Here is a 3127-nt window from a genome sequence, read left to right as displayed (position 1 = left end):
GTACCGCCTTGGCAGAGCTAGACTGCTCTAGCAATCAACTGACTAGCTTGGGTGTCTCGGATTGTACCGCCTTGACAGAGCTTAATTGCTGGGGCAATAAACTGACCAGCTTGGATGTGTCGGGCTGTACCGCCTTGACAACGCTTAGCTGCTTCACTAATCAACTGACCAGCTTGGACGTCTCGGGTTGTACCTCCTTGACATCACTTAGATGCGAATGTAATCAACTGACCAGCTTGAATGCGTCTGGCTGTACTGCCTTGACAACGCTTGAGTGCTCCTACAATCAATTGACCAGCTTGGACGTGTCAAAGAATACCGCCTTGACACAGCTTTACTGCTATGGCAATCAGATTAACGGAGAGAATATGACCAGGTTGGTGAATAGTCTTCCTGATCGAAAGGGAATGTCGGCAGGTAGTCTTGTTGTTAGCAGAAGTGAGGACGAGAAAAACCTCTGTAGACCGTCTGATATCGCTATAGCTCGGGAAAAGAACTGGATCCCTAAGTGGCACAATGGGGATTCTTATAAGGGCATTGGCGAAGGTGTCATCACTATGACCACCTCTAAAGCTGTCGGAGAAAAAGTTAAGCTAGAAATTGAGGCAAATGGCGATGTGCTTATTGAAGGTGTTAGTGAGAGTCCTCAACAATATTGCAACGATTATACGCTCACTAGTCAGACGATAACCATCCGAGGCGATGTAACAACGCTTTATTGCTACAACAACCAGCTGACCAGCTTAGACGTGTCGGGCTGTACTTCCTTAACAAACCTTAATTGCAATAGCAATCAACTATCCAGCTTAGAACTGTTACAAAATAGTGCTTTGACCTCGCTTGCTTGTTCTAGAAATGAGCTGAAGAGTTTGGACCTATCGGCTTGTACTCGTCTTAAGAGCTTAGAGTGCTATAGAAACAAGATTAGGGGCAATGCTGTAGCCCAACTAGTCGAGAGCCTCCCAGATCGATATGGTAAGGAGTCAGGCAAGTTTTACTTTGTCTACTACAGCGAGGATGAGTCTGAGGAGAACTTCTGCTACCGCCCCGCCGTGGGACGTGCCAACGATAAGAATTGGCGACCTCAAAAGCACTACTCCTTTTCTTGGGAAGACTACTTTGGTGTGATGGATGAGGGTGTTGTGATGATGCGTACAGCTCAAGAGGTGGGGAGTCAGATTACTCTGACCTTGGAGGCTAAGGGCGATGTGGCGATAGACGGTGTCAAGGGTGTGCCTGAGACTGATGGCAAGCCTCATCAGTACACGCTCTTAAGTCAAGATGTCACCATACGAGGGTATGTGACGAAGCTGCACTGCTCGGGCAATAAGCTGACTAGCCTGGATCTCTCAACGACCGTTCCGCTAGTTGAGCTAGACTGCTCGAACAACCAACTGACCGCTCTGGATGTGTCGCAAAACGCCGCCGTGACCTCTCTCACTTGCTACAGAAATCAGATCAAGGGTGAGGCGATGGCACTGCTTATCAAGGGGCTCCCACAGCTACCGCTGAGGAGTACACATCTCTTTGGTATTGTATCCAATGCGGCTGACGAGGGGAACGTATTCCTCAAGGCAGATGTGGAGCGTGTGCGAGACAAGGGTTGGTCTCCGATGAAGTGGAACGAAGAGCGTCACCAGTACGAGCCTTACGCTGGTAAAGAGACGGAGACGTTTGCCGTGACCTTGACGAAGGAGGGGAAGGGTACGATCACCGCTACGGGCGCAGATGATCTCACGGCTGTCCCCTACGGCACGGAACTGACGATCGTCGCTACACCTACCGAGGGATATGAACTAATATCTCTTACGGCTGGTGAAGAGGACATACTCGCTACGAAAAAGGTGGTCGTTACGGATAATGTGACTGTCAAGGCAATCTTTGATCAGGCGACCTTTGCCGTTTCACTGACTAAGGAGGGCAAGGGAACGATCTCAGCCACGGGTGCAGATGACCTCACGGCTGTACCCTATGGTACGTACCTGACGATCGTTGCGACACCAGCTGCTGGCTACAAACTGACGGCTCTTACGGCCAACGGGAAGGATATCCTCGCAACGAAGAAAGTTGTGGTCAAGGGCGCAACGGAGGTCAAGGCGACGTTTGTGGATCACACGGGCGTGGAGACGACCGTCACGCAGCAGGTAAAGCTCTACCCGAATCCAGCGACTGACTATGTCATCGTGGAGGGTGTGACGCCTGCTAGCGAGGTGACGCTGCACAGCTTGACTGGCGAACGGCTCTATGCGGGTCGCACGGATAGCCGAGGCGTGCTACAGATTGACCTGACGCCCTATGCGGACGGGGGCTACCTAGTCTGCGTAGCGGGCGAAACCCACCGTGTGGTGGTAAGGCGATAGAATCAAAAAAGGGGCGAACGACAGTTCGCCCCTTTTTTGATTAGAGGTTAGAAGTTAGAGGAGACGAGTAACGGCTGTAGGGACGCACGGTCGTGCGTCCGTTGTGTCAAGGCGAGACATATAACCTAGTCATCATACAAACTGGACATTGTAATCTTTAACGGGGACGGACGCACAGATCGTGCGTCCCTACAACCGTTACACGTCTCTCTGTACTACAACGGACGCACGACCGTGCGTCCCTACAACCGTTACTCGTCTCGCTTTGACACAACGGACGCTCGACCGTGCGTCCCTACTTTAACTTTGCAGAGTGAAAAGAAATCGACCCGAGATTAGGTCAGTTGAACGGGTTGTTCTTACCTTTGTTGTAGTGAGGTAAGGACAGCAACCAGAGGGTAATCTATCGTCCCTACGAGGCTTCGAGCCTAAGGTCTGTTATAGACCCTCTGGAGTTCAGCTACTTGAGACTCATTAGAAAGTAAGGCCTAGAGCCTAATTAAAGTAATAGCCTAATGTAGCCTAGCTGGTCCTTATCAATAATCAGATACAAAGTTATGGAATATCACTTTATCGGCATCGACGTTTCCAAAGAAAAACTGGACGCCACCCTGATTCGCTACGAATCAGAATCAGACAGCGAGCAGCAGCTCGCCTACACCACTGTAGAAAACAACCCTAAGGGGTTCCGGAGCCTCGTCTCTTGGAGCAAGAAGAACGCTGGTCGAGGAGTCAAGACCGACACCATGCTCTTCTGCTGTGAGACT

The 3127-nt window shown here is 50.7% G+C and carries 1 protein-coding gene and 1 pseudogene; both read left to right on the top strand.

The genetic code is table 11. The annotated features are described in order from the left end of the window. Positions 1–2360: leucine-rich repeat domain-containing protein (locus tag PORUE0001_RS10760; protein WP_007364446.1), on the top strand; the 2360-nt coding region annotated here is incomplete at its 5' end. Between the two features lie 557 nt (positions 2361–2917). Further along, positions 2918–3127: pseudogene (locus tag PORUE0001_RS00340) on the top strand (IS110 family transposase); the annotation flags it as partial.

This window comes from Porphyromonas uenonis 60-3, from assembly GCF_000174775.1.
Taxonomy (GTDB): Bacteria; Bacteroidota; Bacteroidia; order Bacteroidales; family Porphyromonadaceae; genus Porphyromonas; species Porphyromonas uenonis_A.
The sequence above is the reverse complement of the archived record's forward strand: the minus strand, read 5'-3'. Positions and strand labels throughout refer to the sequence as shown.